Consider the following 18924-nt stretch of genomic DNA (forward strand, 5'->3'; position numbering starts at 1 on the left):
CTGGCGGTAAAAAGCGTGATTCTACCTATGGTGACTCACCATGGCCAACGGCCATTTTTCCCCGGCTAAATATTGGTCAATAGTGGAAAGGATCATCGGGCTTCTAAGCAACGCCTGGCGTTGCTCGATTTCCTCTCTGGTATACCAGTGGCATTGCACTATACCCGTATCCAGTGCGCCATTTGTGTGGTTTCGAGCTTTTGCGGCAAAGGTGTTCCTAATGTACGTGTGTCCGTTTTGTGCCTCAAACACACACACACCTAGAAAGTGAGTAACTTGTACTTCCCAGGCGGTTTCTTCGAGGGTTTCCCTCTCGGCGGCGTGGATCAAACTTTCTCCGGCCTCTAGGTGACCTGCGGGCTGATTAAAGCGGGTGTCGCCTTCAATAAGCTCTTCCACCATCAAAAAGCGGCCGTTGTCCTCAACAACACAGGCAACGGTAACGTGGGGGGCGAATTGGTGCTGATTCATAGCATTTAGCCTATTTTTTGCGAGCAGGTGTATTGCGGCGATTGGGTTTACGTCGGGTGTCTCCGATGTTTTTTTTGCGCGCAGCCTCTTTTGGGGGCGGCGGTAGATTAACGACATCGGTACGGTATTCGCCCGGTTGCAGTTCCCCTAATACCCAGTTACCAATTTGGGCTCTCACCAGTCTTAGAGTAGGTAACCCCACTGCAGCGGTCATGCGTCGAACTTGGCGGTTGCGCCCTTCGGTAATGGTGATGGCAAGCCAGTGGGTGGGGATGTTTTTTCGATAACGCACCGGGTTTGTGCGTGGCCATAGGTTCGGCTCCTCCATTTGTTGCACTTTGGCCGGCAACGTAGGGCCGTCTTTTAGTGTTACCCCTTGCCGCAATTGTCGATAGGCTTCTTGATTCGGTGGGCCTTCCACCTGAACCCAGTAGGTTTTGGGTAGCTTGAACTTGGGGTGGGTAAATCGGTGGGCCAAAGCGCCATCATCGGTTAGCAGTAACAATCCTTCGGAGTCACGATCTAGTCTGCCTGCCGGGTAGAATCCGGGCTCGCGGATGTACTGGGCAAGGGTATTTCTGCCTTCGGCATCGGTGAATTGCGACAGGACGTCGTAGGGCTTGTTAAACAATAAAGCTTGGGGCATAGATGTATAGCGGCATAGCTAGCAATGCCGCAGTTGTATAACATCTTGGTTGAGGATGAGCAACACTAGGCCGAACAGAACCGCTGAGGGCAGTCCCTCAGGTTGGTTATCTTGCTTGGCCTTCAGTTAGCTCTAGAGGCAGTGTGACCGCGCCTAGCGCTCAGTGATGGTGTCTAACTGACCGATTCGGCCTGTCGCATCAATGATGGCTCTTCTTTTGCAGGATTTTTTTCAGGGGCTTGATGCCCGTCAGAACTTGGTGCTGTGGTATTGGCCACCGCCGGCGTTATCGCAATAGCGTGAAAGCCTTTGTCGCCTTTGGCAATGTCAAAATTGACTTGTTGCCCGGCTTTGAGCGTTTTGTAGCCATCCATAGAAATGGCGGAGTAGTGCGCAAAAAGCTCGTCGCTTCCGTCTTCTGGTAGGATAAACCCGTAACCTTTGGCGTTATTGAACCACTTAACTGTACCTGTAGGCATAGCAGATTCCTTATTTGGGTATTAGTTGCGCTATCACGACGCCCTAATATTGTTATTTTTGTATTGAACCCAATATTTTTATTATTAAAAAATGCAGGTCGGTTGAACCAGTTTTAATGTGGCATTGTAATTATCGCTGTCATCCACATATCTAACCGAGCTGTATACTCATATGAAAAAACGTGCCTTGTCAAGGATATGGCATGGAAAACCTATTATCGCCATTGTCGGCAGAATGTACAAAGGGTTAAAATCCTTGTAATTGTTTCAACTGTGGCGAGATTTAGTAACTTGGGAAATATGAAATATCATCGACTAACATTAAGTAGTAGTGACGACGATGATTCGCAGGATGGCAGCCGGGATGGTAGCTTAGCCTATGCTGAGCTAAAGCCTGAGCTAAAACGGCCGTCGATGTATAAAGTAATCATGTTGAATGATGACTATACACCTATGGAATTCGTAGTTGAGGTGCTGGAGCAGTTCTTTAAGATGCATAGGGAACAGGCGACGCAAATTATGCTCAAAGTCCATACCAATGGCAGTGCAGTTTGCGGCGTGTTCACCCGAGACATCGCAGAGACCAAAGCATCGCAGGTTAATCAGTACGCAAGAGAAAACCAGCACCCGTTGCTGTGTGAAATAGAGGCTGCTGACGACGACGAATAATTTTTTTAGGTTCTTTCAGTGAGGTTGAAACAATGTTAAGCAAGGACTTGGAAGTAACCTTGAATCAGGCCTTCAAGGGCGCGCGCAACAAACGTCATGAGTTTATGACTGTTGAGCACCTTTTGTTGGCGCTGATCGATAACGAAGCAGCAGCAACGGTTCTAAAGGCCTGTGGCGCCGACCTTAACAACCTACGCAAAGAGTTGCTTGAATTTGTGGACTCCACCACGCCGCTCATCCCAGACGACGACAGCGATCGCGAAACCCAACCTACGCTAGGTTTCCAGCGTGTACTTCAGCGTGCCGTCTTTCACGTTCAATCATCTGGCCGCAAAGAAGTCACTGGTGCTAATGTACTTGTCGCCATCTTCAGCGAGCAGGAAAGCCAAGCTGTTTACTATCTGAAGCAGCAAAATATTGCCCGTATCGACGTCGTTAACTTTATAACCCACGGTATCTCTAAGGTCGCCGGCCAGGGAGAAGGTATGGATTCTAGCCAGGACCACAACGAAGACGAGAGCATCGCCGGCACCGAGTCTGGTGGCAGTAGCCCATTGGAGTCTTACGCCACCAATTTGAACGAAGCGGCCAAAGAGGGCCGAATCGACCCGTTAGTAGGTCGGGACAGCGAGCTCGAACGCGTTGCCCAGGTACTGGCCCGCCGACGTAAAAACAACCCGCTACTGGTGGGTGAATCCGGTGTTGGTAAAACCGCTATTGCTGAAGGTTTGGCAAAACGTATTGTCGATGGTGACGTACCCGAGGTTCTGCTCGAAAGCGTTGTGTATTCACTAGATTTAGGGTCGCTACTGGCGGGCACTAAGTATCGCGGTGACTTCGAGAAGCGCTTTAAAGGCCTGTTGGCACAGCTTAAGAAGCGCGAAAAGGCCATCTTGTTCATTGATGAGATCCACACAATTATTGGTGCTGGGGCGGCCTCTGGCGGCGTTATGGATGCCTCTAACTTGCTAAAACCACTGTTAACCAGTGGCGATTTGCGCTGCATAGGTTCCACCACATTCCAAGAATATCGCGGCATTTTCGACAAAGACCGCGCTCTGTCGCGTCGATTCCAAAAAATCGACGTAAACGAGCCTAGTGTTGAGGATACCTACCACATCCTGAAAGGTCTCAAATCCCGCTTCGAGGAGCATCACGCTCTAAAGTACACTGATTCCGCGTTGCGTGCGGCATCGGAGCTTGCCTCCAAGTACATCACCGACCGGTTTATGCCGGACAAAGCTATCGATGTCATCGATGAAGCGGGTGCCTACCAGCAGCTTCAGCCGCCCAATAAACGCCGTCGCCAGATAGGTACCGCAGATATCGAGAAGATTGTTGCCAAAATCGCGCGTATCCCGCCCAAAAGCGTTTCCAGCAGCGACATGGAGCAGCTGAAGAAACTCGATGAGCAGCTGCATCTCACCGTGTTCGGGCAAAACGATGCCATTGATGCACTGTCCACGGCCATTAAATTATCGCGTGCCGGGCTGAATACGCCGGACAAGCCTGTGGGTTCGTTCTTGTTCTCTGGCCCCACCGGCGTCGGTAAAACAGAATTATGCCGCCAGCTGGCTTCGGCCATGGGCATAGAGCTGCTGCGTTTCGACATGTCTGAATACATGGAGCGCCACACCGTTTCGCGTTTGATTGGTGCGCCTCCAGGTTATGTTGGTTTCGATCAAGGCGGCTTGTTAACTGAGGCAGTCACTAAGCACCCACACTGCGTGGTGTTGCTGGATGAAATTGAAAAAGCTCACCCTGAAGTGTTCAATCTGTTGTTACAGGTAATGGACCACGGAACGTTGACCGACAATAACGGCAGAAAAGCGGATTTCCGCAATGTGATTCTGATCATGACCACTAACGCTGGCGCCCATGAAATGAGCCGTGCATCGATAGGGTTCTCGCATCAAGATCACACCACGGACGGAATGGAGGCCATCAAAAAAATGTTCACTCCGGAGTTCCGCAACCGTTTGGATGCCATCATCCAGTTTGGTCCATTGACGTTGGACGTGGTCAAGACTGTGGTCGATAAGTTTTTGGTTGAGCTGCAGACACAGCTGGACGAGAAGAAAGTGGTGCTTAATATCTCCGAAGAAGCACGTCAGTGGTTGGCGGAAAACGGTTATGACGAGCAAATGGGTGCACGCCCAATGGCTCGGCTGATCAAAGAGAAGTTGAAAAAGCCCTTGGCTGAACTCGTGCTTTTCGGTGATCTGGCCGATGGCGGTACCGTGGATATTGATGTTGAAGACAACGACATCCACATTGGTATCGAAGAAGCTGTGGTTAGCTAACGGTTGGGTACCCACTGCGCAGTTACCCCGTCGGCATCAATCACGTTGCACCATTAACGTCGGTATATAGTAATAGGTAGTAATAAAAAGCCCCGCACTGGCAAAGTGCGGGGCTTTTTTATTGTAGAGAAGCGTAATTAACGAGCGCGGTAGGTGATACGTGCCTTGGATAGGTCGTAAGGCGTCATTTCAACTTTAACCTTGTCACCCGTTAAAATACGGATGTAGTTTTTGCGCATTTTGCCTGAGATATGAGCAGTAACTATGTGGCCGTTTTCCAACTTGACCCGGAAGGTTGTGTTCGGCAGGGTGTCTACGACTTCGCCTTCCATTTCAATGTTGTCTTCTTTTGCCATTCAGTAGTTTCCTCGAGATTTCAATAAGTTAGCGACTTGAGTTAGATCTCCAAGTGCGATTGATTGGGAGAGTGCAGGGGGTCGCAGTAAAAATTGGCGGGAATTGTGCCTGAATCAGCGGCAATAGCCAAGTTTTTATATTAAATAGGCTAAAAAGCCGTCACTAGTTATGGCGTGGTTTTACTGTTGATTATCCAATTTCCGTCGCGGTAGAGCTCTAGCGGCCGAAACTTGGTTTTGTAAGCCATCTTTCTGCAATCCTTGATCCAGTACCCCAAATACACGTACTTCAGCCCATATTGGGAGGCAATGTCGATCTGCGCCATTATGGCGAAGGTGCCCAAGCTGCGCTTTTCATGGTCAGGGTCGAAGAACGTATACACCGCCGATATGCCGTTATCTAGCAAGTCGATAACGGCGATGGCCACGAGTTTACCTTTAAGTCGCATCTCTAGATAGCGGGTGACGCCCCATTCGGACGTTAAAAAAGAATGGTACTGCTGCCGGCTGGGTGGATACATGTCGCCATCTTGGTGGCGGGCAATGATGTAATTCTGGTAAAGCTCGTAATATTCGCTATCGCTAATGTCGTCAATAACGCGGATGGCTAAATCGTGATTGATTTTGGCGCAGCGTTTTTGCTGCCGATTGGCGCTGTATTGCGCCACGGGGATACGTGCGGGAATGCAGGCCTTACAGGCGCTGCAGTCTGGTCGGTAGAGATGTTGACCGCTGCGACGAAAGCCTACTTCTGAGAGGTGGCTGTACATAGTGCGGTCGATTTTGGCGTCTGGATCGACGAATAGCGTCGTTGCCACCTGGTTATCCAAGTAACTGCAGGCATGCGGATGTGTCGCAAATAGGCGCAGATCGGTTAACGTGGTCATAGAGCTATTTCTTCGTTTAGTCTCAACGGCTAAATCCAATGATGATGAGAGTAATTCGGTCAGGCGTGCTCTGGTGCAATTTGTCTTTTGTCTTTTGTCTTTTGTCTGTATGACGCAGTGATTCGTCTCACACGCTATTCATATAGAGATTGCGCTTTTGGCGCTTAGTTTGGCTTCCAACTTCGTCTAGATACCTACCCAGTGTGCTGAGTGGACCTAACTCTGCATCTAAACTATCCTAACTGTCTATGCTAGCAGTCTACAATAACTCGCTATCCTAACTACCCACAACAACCGGTGATCGCTGGCTGTTGTCATTCAGTTAGACTACCGGGTTTAGGTAAATCTGAGAAGCGCCTAAGGGGCAGAAGGAGATGTTCGAATTCGCAGCGGTCTATTTCCTGAGCGCCTAACGAAAGTAGGTGGCTGCTGGTGACTTGACAGTCAATTACTCGGTAGCCTCGCTGCTGCAATTGCTCCGCAAGCCAAATAAATGCCACCTTAGAAGCATTGGGCGCCAAGCTGAACATAGATTCGCCGAAGAATACATCGCCTAGGGCTAAACCATAAAGGCCTCCCGCTAGTGTATCCCGTTGCCAGACTTCCACGCTGTGGGCGTAGCCCAGCCTATGGAGTTGGATGTAGGCAGATTTAAGCTCTTGAGTAATCCAGGTGCCTTCTTGTTGTTGGCGTGTTTCGCCGCAGAGTCCAATTACCTCGCTAAAGCAGGTGTCTGACGTCACTTGAAAAGTGCCCTTGCGGATAACTTTGCTAAGGCTTCTGGAACAATGGGCTTGACTTGGGTACACCACGCAGCGGGGGGAGGGTGTCCACCATAAAATAGGCTCACCCTCGCTATACCACGGAAAAATACCCAGCGAATAAGCCGTTATCAAGCGCTCTGATGTCAGGTTTCCGCCGGCAGCAAGTAAGCCATTTGGGTAGTCTAGGGCGCTGGAGGTAGGTGGGAAATACATTGAGTCATCGTCGTCCAACCATGGAATATCAATCATTGCCAAGCCTTAGCCGAAGTACGTCTGTGGAGTATCTAGGCCCTAACTGGCACTCAAAATGCGTTGGGGCCGCGTGTTGCTGCGATATATCAAATACTCAGCACTGCAGCAAACTCGCAGTGGTTATGCTCGCGGCTCTTTCATAGCTAATTCAGAAGAATTTTTCCGCAGTGGCTAATCCAGAAAATGTTGCCTGATTCACCGGCGGTGTATGGCTAAAACTCGCCCCCTTTTAGCTGGTGCTCGGAGGGGGCGAAGTTATACTTAGGCCAGGTCGTCGAGGTATTTCTCCGCATCTAAGGCCGCTTGGCAGCCAGCGCCGGCAGAGGTAATGGCTTGGCGATATATTTGATCGGCTACATCTCCGGCTGCGAAAACCCCTGGTACACTGGTGGCGGTAGCGAATCCAGCTGTGCCACTTTTTACATTGATGTAGCCATTTGTCATGTCCAGCTGGCCGGCAAAAATGTCAGTGTTGGGTTTGTGGCCAATGGCGATGAAAACACCGGCGACGTCAATTTCTTTGGTGCTATCATCGGTGGTGCTTTTCAAGCGCAGTCCGGTAACGCCGGAATCGTCACCCAGAACTTCTTCTAAGGTGTGGTTCCACTCCAAACGGATATTGCCGTTTTCAGCTTTAGCCATAATTTTATCTTGCAGGATCTTCTCCGAACGAAGGCTATCTCGGCGGTGTATCAAGGTTACCTCAGAGCATATATTAGATAGGTAAAGGGCTTCTTCCACAGCTGTGTTGCCTCCACCCACCACGGCTACCTTTTGGTCGCGATAAAAGAAACCGTCGCAGGTTGCACAGGCACTTACACCGCGGCCGGCGAATGCTTCTTCAGACGGCAAGCCTAAGTATTGAGCTGAGGCACCGGTGCAAATAATCAAGCTGTCGCAGGTATAGGTACTACTGCCTTTTAAGGTAAAGGGGCGGTTGTTGAGGTCCACTTCTTCGATGTGATCGAACACGATTTGAGTATCAAAGCGTTCAGCATGGGCTTGCATTTCCATCATCAACTCTGGGCCTTGCAGATCAGCTCTGCCGCCGGGCCAGTTTTCAACTTCCGTGGTTGTGGTCAACTGTCCACCTTGCTGCATTCCAGTGATTACCACCGGCTTCAAGTTTGCCCTGGCCGCATACACCGCGGCTGTATAGCCAGCTGGGCCGGAGCCAAGGATGATCAAAGCGTGATGTTGGACGTCACTCATAACAAAACCTATTCCAGTAGTTCATAATATTAGATTGCGGTTAGCCGGATACAGTGCCAAAGCCACAAAAGATTAATGCGTTAGGTTAGAAAAGAAACAAAAGTTGCTGGTTTTACAGCATTTTTTGCTTTTGAGCTCCTAGCCTCGTTTACGGTACTATACTGGCAGCACATAATAGGGCAATGTTGGATTGGGCTCAAAATATTCTGCCTTTATCGCTGCCATAGGGCTTTTCTATAAAATGCGATGGTGTAATTAGTTTTACGCCGAATTTGCGGCTAGCTATAGGCACAAGCGCACCCCAATCTCAGGCCAGTTTGCAAGTTACCACCTTAACAACGGAGTCATCTTTGACCGATACCACGATTGAACGTCAACCGGTTTCCAGCGCGCTAAAGCTGAGGCAGATCGTCACCGAGGGTGCGTTGGTGGTTTTGGTGTCTCTTTGCCTGTTCCTCCTGTTGGCATTGTTTACCTATACGCCAGAAGACCCAGGCTGGTCTCGCACCGGCGCAGGTGATGATATCGGCAATGCCGGCGGAGCCATCGGCGCGTGGGTGGCCGATGTCTTTTTTTCCTTATTTGGCTACATCGCTTATTGTTTTCCAGTACTGATTGCCCTGCGAATCTGGCGCATTCTGGCCGGCCGAAAAGATCACCAGGTGGAGGTAGATTGGCTGTTGCTCGGCCTGCGTCTGATTGGTCTCGGCCTAGTAATGATCGCTGGTACCGGAATAGTCTCGTTGAAGTTCGGTTTGGAATCCTCATATTTACCGTTTTCCAACGGCGGTATGTTGGGGGCGACAATCAGCCAGGGCATTGAGGCTGCCTTTAGCTATATTGGCGGCACCTTGATTCTGGTAGCTCTGTTTCTATTCGGTTTGACTATTTTTACCGATTTATCTTGGCTGTGGTTGATGGATACCATCGGCGCGACCGTGCTCAATGGGATCGAGAAATTCAAGTCTCGCCAGGAGCAAAAGCGGGAAGTGAAAGAAGAGGCAGAAATCGCCCGGGTAGCCATCCAAGAGCGCACAGAGAGCCGCAAACAGCGGAAAAAGGTTCTGGAAAAGAAAACCGAGCCCATTGCCATCGAAGCCCCCAAGCCAAAGGCTAAAAAGAGCGAGCGTGTGCAGCGTGAAAAACAGACCAGCTTATTCAATGAGCCCGTAGTGGGTGAATTACCGCCGTTAAGCCTACTAGACCCGGCGGACAGCGATGGCGACAAAGGCTTCTCTGAAGAGTCGCTCACGGCAATGAGCAAACTGCTAGAGCTTAAACTACAAGATTTTGGTATCGCCGCCGAGGTTGTGGCCGTCATGCCAGGGCCTGTAGTTACACGTTTCGAACTGCAACCTGCCCCCGGTATTAAAGCCGCCCGAATTACTAATTTGGCAAAGGATTTAGCTCGCTCTTTAGCGGTGATTAGTGTGCGGGTAGTGGAGGTTATTCCGGGTAAGCCCTATGTTGGCATTGAAATTCCCAACGAAGTTCGGCAGATGGTTCGGCTCAGCGAAGTGTTGGAAAGTAGAGCCTTTGACAAGGCTAAATCACCGTTGTCTCTGGCGTTGGGCCAAGACATTGCCGGCGAGCCGGTCATTGCCGATCTGGCTAAGATGCCCCACGTGCTGGTGGCCGGTACCACAGGTTCGGGTAAATCTGTCGGTGTTAACGCCATGCTATTGAGCCTGCTCTTTAAGTCTTCACCCGAGCAGGTACGGCTTATTTTGGTTGACCCAAAAATGCTAGAGCTGTCGGTGTACGAGGGTATTCCGCATCTGCTCACACCAGTAGTGACGGATATGAACGATGCCGCCAACGGCCTACGTTGGTGCGTGGGTGAGATGGAGCGGCGCTACAAGCTTATGGCCGGTTTGGGTGTGCGCAATTTGGCAGGCTTTAACAAACAGGTTGAAGAGGCTCGTAAAGCTGGCGAGCCGATAAAAGACCCGCTGTTCAAACCCGAAGAACATTACACACCGGGTGAAGAAGAGGCCGTTGCCCCCGATTTAGAAACCCTGCCATTTATTGTTGTGGTTATCGATGAATTCGCTGACATGATGATGATTGTGGGTAAAAAGGTTGAACAGCTTATAGCCCGTATTGCCCAAAAAGCTCGTGCCGCCGGTATCCACTTGGTGCTGGCCACCCAACGTCCTTCGGTGGATGTTATTACCGGCCTGATTAAAGCCAACGTGCCAACGCGCATGGCGTTTCAGGTCTCGTCTAAAATCGATTCTAGAACCATCATTGACCAGGGCGGGGCAGAGCAGTTGCTGGGCCACGGTGACATGCTGTATCTGCCGCCGGGCAGTGGGGTGCCGGTACGTGTGCACGGTGCCTTTGTTGATGACCATGAAGTACACAAGGTGGTAGAAAACTGGAAACGACGGGGTGAACCAAATTATTTGGAAGAAATCGTAGATGAAAGTACCAACGCTATCCCGGTGCCCGGACTGGCCACGGAGGGTGGTGAAGGTGGTGACGATGAATCAGACCCACTTTACGACGAAGCCGTGGAGTTTGTGACTCAGTCACGCAAGGCCTCTATTTCTTCGGTGCAGCGTAAGTTGCGCGTTGGCTATAACCGAGCGGCACGTTTGATTGAAACCATGGAAATGGCCGGCGTGGTGAGCGAAATGGGAACCAATGGTAATCGCACCGTACTGGCACCCCCGCCGCCCAAACACTAAACAGAGATTCTTCAATGATCCGAATATTACTCAGTCTTTGTACGATGGTGGTTTTAGCCACTGCCCAACCGGCCAGTGCCAACAGTGAGTCTTTGGTTGAATTACTGGAGCCGCTAGTCAATGGTGCAGGTGACTTTGAGCAGATCACATACGATAGCAAAGGGCAACCAGTGCAGCGCTCCAGTGGCCATTTTGCGGTCATGAAACCTGGCAAATTCTACTGGCAAACACTACAGCCCTATGAGCAAGTGTTGGTCTCTGATGCGCAAACCATCTGGCTTTACGATCCCGACCTAGAGCAGGTTACCGTAAAAACCTTTGCCGGTGAGCAGAATCAGTTGCCTATACGCATTTTAAGTGGTGACTTCGACCTAATTGGCAAGGAATTCCAGCTAAGCGAGGCGAAGACCGAGCAGGGGCTGGTGTATCACTTGGCGCCTAACTCGGCCAGCAGCAATGTCGCCAGTATTGATCTTACCTTTGTGGGTCAGAATTTGGCCTCTATGACTGTGGTTGATCGCACCGAAACGAAAACTCAATTTGTGTTTTCTAACCGCAAGGCGCTAAGCCAGGACGACAAAAACAAATTCGCCTTCGAAATACCCGAGGGCGCTGACGTGTTCCATGATCAGCCGCTGTGACGGGATCGCTATTTGAGCCAGAGCAGGCCAAGTATCAACCTCTCGCCGCCCGAATGCGGCCGCGAGATCTTTCCGAGTATGTAGGCCAGCAGCATTTGCTTGCGCCGGACAAGCCGCTTTACAAAGCGCTGTCCGCCGGCCGCCTACATTCCATGATCTTTTGGGGACCGCCCGGAGTAGGCAAAACCTCACTGGCGCGTACCATTTCAGAGTCAACCGGCGCCCATTTCGAGACGATTTCTGCGGTGTTGGCGGGCGTGAAAGAAATCCGCGCTGCTGTAGAAATGGCCAAACAACGCTGGGCCAGCCACGGCCAGGCCTCGGTGGTGTTTGTGGATGAGGTGCACCGTTTCAATAAGTCTCAGCAGGATGCTTTTCTACCTCATGTAGAAGATGGCACTATTGTGCTTATCGGCGCCACCACCGAAAACCCCTCGTTTGAACTTAACAACGCACTGTTGAGTCGCTGCCGAGTTTATTTGCTGCGCAGTCTTACCGATGCCGACTTAACAGATTTGTTAAATGTGGCCCTGCACGATGAAACCCGGGGTTTGGGTGAGCGCCAGTTGCACATTGCCGACGACGCTACAGCCAAACTTATAGCGGGCTGCCAGGGTGACGGACGCATGTTGCTGAATTTACTGGAGATGTGCTCAGATTTACTGACTGAACAGGATATGGAAATTACCGTGGCCTTGCTGAGTGAGGTAATGGCCAGTGACGTTCGGCGCTACGACAAAGGTGGGGATCTTTTCTACGATCAGATCTCCGCGCTACACAAATCTGTACGTGGCAGCGATCCAGACGCTGCCATTTACTGGTTGGCGAGGATGCTTGATGGTGGCTGTGAGCCCCTGTATATTGCCCGCCGATTGGTGCGCATGGCAACCGAGGACATAGGCAACGCCGATCCTAGAGCCATGGAGATCGCTCTTAACGCGTGGATGGTGCAAGAGCGCTTAGGCAGCCCGGAAGGCGAGCTGGCCATCGCTCAGGCGGCGATTTATTTAGCCAGCGCGGCCAAGAGCAACGCTGCCTACAATGCCTACAACGCTGCCATGGCCGATGTGAAACAAGAGCCCAGCTACGAGGTGCCTTGGCACTTGCGCAACGCACCCACAAAACTAATGAAAGAGCTGGGCTTCGGTGAGGAATACCGCTATGCCCACGACGAACCAGGAGCATTTGCTGCCGGCGAAAGTTACTTCCCAGAGGCCATCAAGGAGCGGCGCTACTACCACCCCGAGGAGCGTGGGATGGAAGCCAAGATCGGCGAGAAGTTGCGCTATTTGCAGTCGCTAAACCAAGCCAGTGATCGTCAGAGATACCCCGGCATGGGCAATGGCAAGCAGGGTCAGGACAACGACATAGATAGGGATTAAAAAAGGAGTAGGGCGAATGGGAGCTTGGTTGGCAGTGGCCATTGGTGGTGCCTTAGGGGCAATGACCCGGTTCGGTATCAGTACCTATTGGTTGCCCGTGGTGCCCGGGCGCATACCGTGGTCTACCTTGTTGGTAAACGTTGTCGGTTCGCTTTTAATCGGTATTCTCTATGTCATCATCGTTGATAAAGGTCTTTGGTCCCAGCAGTGGCGAGTATTATTAATGACCGGTTTTATGGGCGCTTTAACGACGTTTTCTACCTTTTCGATTGAGTCCGTTAGCTTGCTACAGCGCCAACAATTCGGATTGGCAGGTGTATACGTGGTAGTGTCGGTGGTTGCTTGTATCCTAGCTTCTTTTCTGGCGATTTGGCTCACACACAAAATTCTCTCAATGTATTAACTGGAAATTTTTTAATCATGTTAGACGCAAAATACGTTCGTACTCATCCCGCTGAGGTTGCTGAAAAACTGAAAAAACGCAACTTTGATTTGGATGTTGCTGCCCTTGAAGCGCTGGAGGCAAGACGACGTAGTATTCAGTCCGATACAGAAAAGCTGCAACAAGAGCGCAATGCTCGCTCCAAGGGTATTGGTAAAGCCAAAGCCCAAGGTGAAGACATTGCCCCGCTGTTGGCGGAGGTTGAATCTCTTAAAACTTCCCTAGCTCAAGCCGAGCAAGAGCTCAATGAGGTTCAGCAAAACCTAGAGTCATTGCTATCCGGTATTCCCAATCTTTTGGATGAGGCTGTGCCCTTTGGTAAAGACGAAGACGACAACGTTGAGATTCGCACCTGGGGTAGCCCAAAAGCTTTTAATTTCGACGTAAAAGACCATGTCGACCTGGGTACTGATCTAAAGCAATTAGATTTAGAGTGTGCCGCCAAGCTGACTGGATCGCGCTTCAGTGTAATGACCGGCGATATTGCTCGGCTGCACCGTGCCTTAATCCAATTTATGCTCAACACTCACCAAGAGGCGCATGGCTACGAAGAGATTTACGTACCCTATGTGGTCAACCAGGATTCCTTATTTGGCACTGGGCAGCTGCCGAAGTTTGAAGAAGACCTATTCAAGCTGGATGACGAGCGCAATTATTACTTAATTCCCACCGCGGAAGTGCCCGTCACTAATACCTTGCGCAATGAAATTGTGGAAGAGGCCGCATTGCCCATTAAGTATGTTTGCCACAGCCCATGTTTCCGCAGTGAAGCCGGCGCCTATGGTCGAGATACCCGAGGCATGATCCGCCAACACCAGTTCGAAAAAGTCGAAATGGTGCAGTTTGTGAAGCCAGAGCAATCTGAGCAAGCGCTGGAACAGCTAACTGGCCACGCCGAAGCGATTTTGCAGGCCCTGGACTTACCCTATCGCACGGTAATTTTATGCGGGGGCGACGTGGGCTTCTCTGCGGCGCGCACCTACGATATCGAAGTGTGGTTGCCATCCCAGGAAAAATACCGAGAGATCTCTTCTTGCAGTAACTTCAGAGATTTCCAAGCCCGCCGTATGAAAGCGCGCTTCAGAAATGCAGATACCGGTAAGCCAGAATTGTTGCATACCTTAAATGGCTCTGGCTTGGCCATTGGCCGCACCTTGATTGCCGTAATGGAAAACTACCAGCAGAGTGACGGTAGCATTGCTGTGCCCACTGTTTTACAACCGTACTTGGGTGGTAAGACGGTGATTAGCGCTAAGTAAGCTATGGCCCAGCGAGGTTTTGTACAGTTAGTTGGGGCGGGGCCGGGCGATCCGGAACTGCTTACACTGAAAGCCTATAAAGTGATTCAGCAAGCGGATGTTGTGCTCTACGACCGCTTGGTATCGGACGCGGTCATGGCACTGATACCGGAGGGATGTGAGCGGGTGTACGTAGGCAAACGCCGCGCTGACCACAGTGTGCCGCAAAAGCAGATAGGCCAGCTGCTGGTGGACTACGCCCGCCAGGGCAAGCAAACCGTTCGTTTAAAAGGTGGCGATCCGTTTATCTTTGGCCGTGGTGGCGAGGAACTGGAAGAACTGGTCGCCGCTGGTATTGGATTCAGCGTGGTGCCGGGAATCACAGCTGCCTCTGGTTGTGCTGCTTACGCTGGCATCCCTTTAACGCACAGAGACTATTCGCAATCGGTTCGGTTTATCACCGGTCACCTTAAAGACGACTCGGTTAATCTGCATTGGGCGGAGTTCGCGCATAGCGACCAAACCCTGGTGTTTTATATGGGCCTGGTGGGGCTCCCTAAGATTGCCTCTCGCTTGCAAAAAGCGGGGCGCAGCTTCGATACCCCTCTGGCGATCATTGAGCGCGGCACCACACCTGAGCAAAAAGTAACAATCACAACACTGGCCGAAGTGGCAAAGGTGCTGGCAACCCAAGAGATTCACGCGCCAACGCTGATCATCATCGGTGATGTGGTCAATCTTTACAGTAAGCTCAATCCCAATTTGTAACTCCCCGCGCACTTCCCTTAATCGTTTGCTAAGGGTGGGTTTTCTTACGTCCTTGATATTTTCAACTATGCTTACAGCGTGATTTTTATGCGCTGTGTGAATAATACTGCGTGCGTATTGAAACGCACGCTAAAGCTTGTTCACTCCCAGCCGTTAACCGTTAATAAGGTTTAGAACAGGGTGTGCCATTCCTCATTGGAGTGTGCATTGCGATGCTACCGATGATGGAGAGGGTAAATGAACTGGTTGAGTAGCCTTGGCATCAAATACAAAATTTTGATGATTTCGCTGGTTGGCACCATTGGTTTTATGGTGTATCTGGCGGTGATTGTTAATTCCGGCATCAAAAATAATGCGCGTTTAGAGCAAATCCAAACGGTTCTTTTCCCGTTTTTGGAACACGCAAAAAATAATATTGTGTTGCTGGATAGATCTAATGAGCTGATGGCCAGCGCCGCGAGCACTGGCGAAGCGGATATGCTTACTTTGGCTAACGGGGTAATCGGCGAGCTGAAATCGAATTTATCCGAACAATCAGCATTAAAGCCACAAGCTGCGTCGCAACTGGAGGGTGTAAAACGTAATTTGGACGAGTTTTTCCGTAAATCATCGGATTTAACCCGCTCCATGATTGACGGCACCGTAGATTACACTCAATTGTCTGGCTTGGCCGAGGAAAAAACCCGGCTCAATGAACGTTCTGCGGAACAATTACGAGCCATTAAAGTTTCTGCATTAGAGAGTTTTAACGAAACCATCCAGCGGGTAAGTGACGATCAACAATCGAATCTTACTTTGGGCATAATTATTGGCCTCATTACCGTCTCGGCACTGATGTTTTTTGGTATAAGCATTGCATTGATGGTGACCAAAAGTGTGCAACGCGTCAGTCGCTCGTTGCAGGATATCGCCGAGGGCGAAGGCGACCTAACCCGCAGAATCAGGCAAACCAGTAACGACGAGATAGGTGAGTTAGTGCGTTGGTTTAATGTGTTTGTTGAGAAGCTGCATTCCACCATCGGCGAGGTGGTGCGTGTCATTCCCCCATTGTCCGAAGTGGCGCAAGATCTAAATGCGGTTTCGTCAGAAACGGCCCAGGCATCCCAACATCAAAGCCAAAATGCCAACGTTGTATCCGCAGCCATGGACGACATGCTAGGCAGTGTTAACAATGTTGCTGGTAATGCCGGCTCCGCCGCGCAAGCGGCCAACGATGCTGATAAGGAAGCCAAAGAAGGCCTCACCATCGTGCAAAACACCGTGTTGTCGATCAACGATCTAGCCGCAGAAGTGGAACGGGCTGCAGAAGTGATTGTGCAATTGGAATCCGACACCGAGAGCGTTGGCGGTATTTTGGACGTAATTAAAGGCATTGCAGAGCAAACTAACCTACTAGCCCTTAATGCCGCCATTGAAGCTGCGCGGGCAGGGGAGCAGGGCCGGGGTTTTGCCGTAGTGGCGGATGAAGTACGCACACTAGCCTCGCGTACCCAGGAATCCACCCACGAGATTCAAAAGGTCATTGAGCAGCTACAGAACGCTGCGCAATCGGCGGTTACCGTGATGTCCCAAGGAAAAGAACAGGCTCAGAAGAGCGTGGACCAAGCCGGCGCCACTGGCGCGTCTTTACAGGCGATCACGGCCAAGGTAACCTCAATCACAGACATGAACCAACAAATCGCTAAGGCCACGGAAGCTCAGCAGCGTTTTGCCAACGATATTCAGCAAAATGTATTAGGAATGAGAGACGCCTCTCGCTCCGCAGAGCAAAATACTGAGCGCGTTAATTCGCTCAGCTTCAATCTGCAAAATTTGGCAGATCAACTGCAAAAGGTAGCGCTGCAGTTCCGTGTGTAAAGCGAGTAACGACTGTTATTACGATCCATGGAACCGATCTACCCAAAACGCATATACACCAGGCCATTACGCAATGTAAATCGCAAGCCCGCGGTGGGCAAAGCCCCTGCCAGCGCCGAGTCGGACGCAGGCTCCGCCGGGGCCGATGTGGTGTTCAAGCCCGTCTATACCCACGAGCGGCGGTCCGGCCGGGATCGACGCGACGGTCGGCCGGTATCACGCAAGTATCTTGATATGCGCTCCGGCCGAGATCGGCGTCGATGCAATAAGCTCGATATAAAAGTTTAACTGGATCGATCCCCCCACCCGTCGTTATCCTGATCTCATTCTGCGTGGAACCACCGCGTGAACCTTTCTTGAATCAGCTGTCAAAACACACCAGCTGAGTTTGAGCAACTCTATTAGAAAACTCTAAAGAGCGGCCATTGCCGCTGGAGCAATTATGTCCAATTACGATTTTGATCTCTTTGTTATCGGCGCCGGGTCTGGCGGGGTGCGTGCCAGTCGAATGGCGGCAGCCAAAGGTAAAAAAGTGGCCGTGGCGGAAGAACTCTACCTCGGTGGCACCTGCGTCAATGTGGGTTGTGTTCCCAAAAAATTATTCGTTTATGGTTCCCACTTTGCCGAGGATTTCCATACCGCTAAATCGTTTGGTTGGCAGGTAGAGCAGCCCAGTTTTGATTGGCCCACGTTGCGCGATAACAAAACCAAAGAAATCGAGCGTTTGAATGGCGTTTACCAACGCATGTTAGATAACGCCGGTGTTAAGGTTATCGACGGTAGAGCCACCTTGGTGGACGGACATACCGTTGCAATCAATGGCGAGCAACACACCGCCGAGACTATCTTGGTGGCCGTGGGCGGTTGGCCATTTGTGCCTGATATACCCGGTGCAGAGCACGTGATTGATTCCAATAAAGTGTTTTATTTAAAGGAGTTCCCCAAGCGAGTATTGGTAGTTGGCGGCGGCTATATTGCGGTCGAATTTGCGGGTATTTTCGCAGGTCTAGGCGCACACACCGATTTGGCCTACCGTGGCCCACTGTTTTTACGCGGCTTTGATCAAGAGGTGCGTGAGTTCCTGGCCGAGCAAATTGTTCATAAAGGCGTAAATACACGGTTTAACACAGACGTGGAAAAAATCGAAAAGCACGAACAGAGTTTAACTGTACATTTTAACGACGGTTCCAGCAGCGAGTACGATTGCGTAATGTACGCCACCGGTCGCAAGCCAAAAACCACCAATCTAGGCTTGGAGCAGGCCGGTGTTGAGATGGATAAAAACGGCGCCATTAAAGTCGACGGCAATTTTAAAACCAGCGTTCCTTCCGTGTATGCGTTAGGCGACGTTATTGATCGAGTGGCGCTAACGCCGGTGGCCTTGGCCGAGGGGATGGTCTTGGTGGATCATCTCTACGGAGAGCGCGAAAAAGACATCGACTATTCCGATATTCCCACGGCGGTTTTTTCCCAGCCACCCATTGGTACCGTGGGGCTGACGCAAGAGCAGGCGGTGGAAAAATACGATGAGGTCAAAGTGTATCGCTCCAGCTTTAAACCAATGAAGCTTACCCTAGGTGAGACCAACGAGCGCATTATGATGAAATTATTGGTAGATGGTAAAACCGATAGAGTTATCGGTGCTCATATGGTCGGCGCAGATGCCGGAGAGATGGTACAAGGTTTGGGTATCGCCATTAAAGCCGGAGCAACCAAAGCAGACTTTGACCGCACCATTGGGATTCACCCAACGGCAGCCGAAGAGTGGGTAACCATGCGCGAGGTTAGTGAGGTAATTTCCAAATCCTAAAACGCTATCCAATGCTGTTTAAATAGATAAGCAGATAGGTAACACAAGGATGTG

General features: G+C 50.8%; 17 protein-coding genes and 1 pseudogene. 11 read left to right on the forward strand and 7 right to left on the reverse strand.

The genetic code is table 11. The features are described 5' to 3' along the window. Nucleotides 1–21: 21 nt before the first annotated feature. From ACGHM3_RS11940 to cspD, 3 genes and pseudogenes are all read right to left on the reverse strand, one after another. On the reverse strand, nucleotides 22–471 hold the full coding sequence (locus ACGHM3_RS11940) for an NUDIX hydrolase (protein WP_345428281.1): 450 nt from the start codon (nucleotides 469–471) through the stop codon (nucleotides 22–24). Nucleotides 472–481: 10 nt separating this feature from the next. Next, nucleotides 482–1117 carry a pseudouridine synthase gene (locus ACGHM3_RS11945; protein ID WP_345428282.1) on the reverse strand — a complete coding sequence of 212 codons (636 nt, stop codon included), beginning with the start codon at nucleotides 1115–1117 and terminating at the stop codon, nucleotides 482–484. A gap of 281 nt (nucleotides 1118–1398) precedes the next feature. Then, nucleotides 1399–1596, reverse strand: a pseudogene (cspD, locus tag ACGHM3_RS11950) (cold shock domain-containing protein CspD); the annotation flags it as partial. 300 nt (nucleotides 1597–1896) lie between these two features. Between cspD and clpS the strand changes: the two are divergent. Both clpS and clpA read left to right on the forward strand, forming a co-directional pair. Beyond that, on the forward strand, nucleotides 1897–2265 hold the full coding sequence (clpS, locus tag ACGHM3_RS11955) for an ATP-dependent Clp protease adapter ClpS (RefSeq protein ID WP_345428285.1): 369 nt from the start codon (nucleotides 1897–1899) through the stop codon (nucleotides 2263–2265). A 32-nt stretch (nucleotides 2266–2297) separates the two neighbouring features. Continuing rightward, nucleotides 2298–4568 (forward strand): ATP-dependent Clp protease ATP-binding subunit ClpA, encoded by a 2271-nt coding sequence (gene clpA, locus ACGHM3_RS11960; protein WP_345428287.1) that lies wholly within the window; start codon nucleotides 2298–2300, stop codon nucleotides 4566–4568. A 137-nt stretch (nucleotides 4569–4705) separates the two neighbouring features. On the opposite strand, the gene infA is transcribed toward clpA, so the two are convergent. From infA to trxB, 4 genes are all read right to left on the reverse strand, one after another. Beyond that, a complete protein-coding gene (gene infA, locus ACGHM3_RS11965; RefSeq protein WP_317929931.1) occupies nucleotides 4706–4924 on the reverse strand; it encodes a translation initiation factor IF-1 in 219 nt (72 codons plus the stop codon). Nucleotides 4925–5091: 167 nt separating this feature from the next. Further along, nucleotides 5092–5811, reverse strand: coding sequence for an arginyltransferase (locus ACGHM3_RS11970; RefSeq protein WP_345428294.1), 720 nt, complete (start codon nucleotides 5809–5811; stop codon nucleotides 5092–5094). Between the two features lie 314 nt (nucleotides 5812–6125). Beyond that, entirely contained in the window at nucleotides 6126–6824 is a 699-nt protein-coding gene (gene aat / locus ACGHM3_RS11975) for a leucyl/phenylalanyl-tRNA--protein transferase (RefSeq protein WP_345428296.1), read from the reverse strand. Nucleotides 6825–7088: 264 nt separating this feature from the next. Next, nucleotides 7089–8039 carry a thioredoxin-disulfide reductase gene (gene trxB, locus ACGHM3_RS11980; protein ID WP_345428298.1) on the reverse strand — a complete coding sequence of 317 codons (951 nt, stop codon included), beginning with the start codon at nucleotides 8037–8039 and terminating at the stop codon, nucleotides 7089–7091. 350 nt (nucleotides 8040–8389) lie between these two features. Here trxB and ACGHM3_RS11985 point away from each other — a divergent pair, with 350 nt between their 5' ends. The 9 genes from ACGHM3_RS11985 to gorA all read left to right on the forward strand — a co-directional run bounded on the left by ACGHM3_RS11985 (nucleotide 8390) and on the right by gorA (nucleotide 18870). Further along, nucleotides 8390–10732 carry a DNA translocase FtsK 4TM domain-containing protein gene (locus tag ACGHM3_RS11985; protein ID WP_345428300.1) on the forward strand — a complete coding sequence of 781 codons (2343 nt, stop codon included), beginning with the start codon at nucleotides 8390–8392 and terminating at the stop codon, nucleotides 10730–10732. Nucleotides 10733–10746: 14 nt separating this feature from the next. After that, nucleotides 10747–11373 (forward strand): outer membrane lipoprotein chaperone LolA, encoded by a 627-nt coding sequence (gene lolA / locus ACGHM3_RS11990; protein ID WP_345428301.1) that lies wholly within the window; start codon nucleotides 10747–10749, stop codon nucleotides 11371–11373. 53 nt (nucleotides 11374–11426) lie between these two features. Beyond that, nucleotides 11427–12755 carry a replication-associated recombination protein A gene (locus ACGHM3_RS11995; RefSeq protein ID WP_345428420.1) on the forward strand — a complete coding sequence of 443 codons (1329 nt, stop codon included), beginning with the start codon at nucleotides 11427–11429 and terminating at the stop codon, nucleotides 12753–12755. A 16-nt stretch (nucleotides 12756–12771) separates the two neighbouring features. After that, on the forward strand, nucleotides 12772–13158 hold the full coding sequence (crcB, locus tag ACGHM3_RS12000) for a fluoride efflux transporter CrcB (protein WP_345428303.1): 387 nt from the start codon (nucleotides 12772–12774) through the stop codon (nucleotides 13156–13158). Nucleotides 13159–13175: 17 nt separating this feature from the next. Beyond that, complete coding sequence (serS, locus tag ACGHM3_RS12005) at nucleotides 13176–14456, forward strand: serine--tRNA ligase (RefSeq protein ID WP_345428306.1); 1281 nt, start codon at nucleotides 13176–13178, stop codon at nucleotides 14454–14456. Between the two features lie 3 nt (nucleotides 14457–14459). Further along, entirely contained in the window at nucleotides 14460–15203 is a 744-nt protein-coding gene (gene cobA, locus ACGHM3_RS12010; protein ID WP_345428308.1) for a uroporphyrinogen-III C-methyltransferase, read from the forward strand. Between the two features lie 237 nt (nucleotides 15204–15440). After that, complete coding sequence (locus ACGHM3_RS12015) at nucleotides 15441–17060, forward strand: methyl-accepting chemotaxis protein (RefSeq protein ID WP_345428310.1); 1620 nt, start codon at nucleotides 15441–15443, stop codon at nucleotides 17058–17060. 27 nt (nucleotides 17061–17087) lie between these two features. After that, entirely contained in the window at nucleotides 17088–17348 is a 261-nt protein-coding gene (locus ACGHM3_RS12020) for a hypothetical protein (protein WP_345428313.1), read from the forward strand. A 154-nt stretch (nucleotides 17349–17502) separates the two neighbouring features. Continuing rightward, nucleotides 17503–18870 carry a glutathione-disulfide reductase gene (gene gorA / locus ACGHM3_RS12025; RefSeq protein ID WP_345428315.1) on the forward strand — a complete coding sequence of 456 codons (1368 nt, stop codon included), beginning with the start codon at nucleotides 17503–17505 and terminating at the stop codon, nucleotides 18868–18870. The last annotated feature ends 54 nt before the right edge of the window (nucleotides 18871–18924 follow it).

It is taken from the genome of Halioxenophilus aromaticivorans (assembly GCF_042850945.1).
GTDB lineage: Bacteria > Pseudomonadota > Gammaproteobacteria > Pseudomonadales > Cellvibrionaceae > Halioxenophilus > Halioxenophilus aromaticivorans.

Bases quoted from the DNA above. Each gene is read 5' to 3' on its own strand.
- lolA (WP_345428301.1), top strand. From the start codon at position 10,747: ATGATCCGAATATTACTCAGTCTTTGTACGATGGTGGTTTTAGCCACT.
- trxB (WP_345428298.1), bottom strand. From the start codon at position 8,039: ATGAGTGACGTCCAACATCACGCTTTGATCATCCTTGGCTCCGGCCCA.
- aat (WP_345428296.1), bottom strand. From the start codon at position 6,824: ATGATTGATATTCCATGGTTGGACGACGATGACTCAATGTATTTCCCA.
- clpA (WP_345428287.1), top strand. From the start codon at position 2,298: ATGTTAAGCAAGGACTTGGAAGTAACCTTGAATCAGGCCTTCAAGGGC.
- ACGHM3_RS11995 (WP_345428420.1), top strand. From the start codon at position 11,427: ATGCGGCCGCGAGATCTTTCCGAGTATGTAGGCCAGCAGCATTTGCTT.
- clpS (WP_345428285.1), top strand. From the start codon at position 1,897: ATGAAATATCATCGACTAACATTAAGTAGTAGTGACGACGATGATTCG.
- crcB (WP_345428303.1), top strand. From the start codon at position 12,772: ATGGGAGCTTGGTTGGCAGTGGCCATTGGTGGTGCCTTAGGGGCAATG.
- ACGHM3_RS12020 (WP_345428313.1), top strand. From the start codon at position 17,088: ATGGAACCGATCTACCCAAAACGCATATACACCAGGCCATTACGCAAT.
- ACGHM3_RS11945 (WP_345428282.1), bottom strand. From the start codon at position 1,117: ATGCCCCAAGCTTTATTGTTTAACAAGCCCTACGACGTCCTGTCGCAA.
- ACGHM3_RS11970 (WP_345428294.1), bottom strand. From the start codon at position 5,811: ATGACCACGTTAACCGATCTGCGCCTATTTGCGACACATCCGCATGCC.
- serS (WP_345428306.1), top strand. From the start codon at position 13,176: ATGTTAGACGCAAAATACGTTCGTACTCATCCCGCTGAGGTTGCTGAA.
- cobA (WP_345428308.1), top strand. From the start codon at position 14,460: ATGGCCCAGCGAGGTTTTGTACAGTTAGTTGGGGCGGGGCCGGGCGAT.
- ACGHM3_RS11940 (WP_345428281.1), bottom strand. From the start codon at position 471: ATGAATCAGCACCAATTCGCCCCCCACGTTACCGTTGCCTGTGTTGTT.
- infA (WP_317929931.1), bottom strand. From the start codon at position 4,924: ATGGCAAAAGAAGACAACATTGAAATGGAAGGCGAAGTCGTAGACACC.
- ACGHM3_RS12015 (WP_345428310.1), top strand. From the start codon at position 15,441: ATGAACTGGTTGAGTAGCCTTGGCATCAAATACAAAATTTTGATGATT.
- gorA (WP_345428315.1), top strand. From the start codon at position 17,503: ATGTCCAATTACGATTTTGATCTCTTTGTTATCGGCGCCGGGTCTGGC.